Source organism: Pseudomonas sp. EA_5y_Pfl2_R50 (genome assembly GCF_963970475.1).
GTDB lineage: Bacteria > Pseudomonadota > Gammaproteobacteria > Pseudomonadales > Pseudomonadaceae > Aquipseudomonas.
Window position 1 is genome coordinate 1 of sequence record NZ_CAXAPT010000059.1, and the last position, 666, is coordinate 666.

Genomic DNA, 666 nt, shown 5'->3' on the forward strand with positions numbered 1-666 from the left:
GCAGGCGTTGATGACGCCACGATGGTGACGCCGAAAAAACTCAGGTTAGGCTTTTTGGCAAGCCTGACACAAAACGGGTACGTGGTTTTTCCTAGCTGGCTGGGTGGCTTCACCATCCAGTGGGGGGCCGTGAATGCTGGCGATAAAACACCGGTCAGTTTCACTCTCGCATACGCAAATACTTGTTTCGTTGTGCTAGTCACTGATGGAACGATCATGGCGTCGGCGCCTTCGGATGTTGTTCCGTATGGCGCCGCGCCTGATTCGCTCTCAAAAAATGGCTTTTCGCTGCGGTCTTCGCTGGGATCGGTCGCAAATAATGCTTTCTGGATATCGCTGGGGAAATAGCTATGGGCATGCAGCGGTTTTATTCGCAGTCAACGGGCTGCACCTATTTCAAGGGCTTCCATAGCGTTATTCCGGCCGACGCTGTGGCGATCAGCGAAGATCGTTTTCTTGAGGTCTTGGCAAATCCTCCTCAGGGAAAAGTCCGAGGCCACGACGTAGCAGGGTTGCCGATCTTGCTCGACATGCTGCCACCGAATGATGATGTTCTGGCTGCGTCAGAGCGCGCGTGGCGCGATGCTGAGGTTTTGCGCGTTTCCTGGCTGCGTGACCGTCATCGAGATCAATTGGAGGTGGAGGCGCCTACTACGCTCAGCTCCG

General features: G+C 55.1%; 2 protein-coding genes. Both read left to right on the top strand.

The genetic code is table 11. The features are described from left to right. Positions 1-348: gp53-like domain-containing protein (locus AACY19_RS26685; protein ID WP_445262328.1), on the top strand; the 348-nt coding region annotated here is incomplete at its 5' end. A 2-nt stretch (positions 349-350) separates the two neighbouring features. Further along, on the top strand, positions 351-666 hold a 316-nt coding region (locus AACY19_RS26690; RefSeq protein ID WP_339454480.1), incomplete at its 3' end, for a phage tail protein.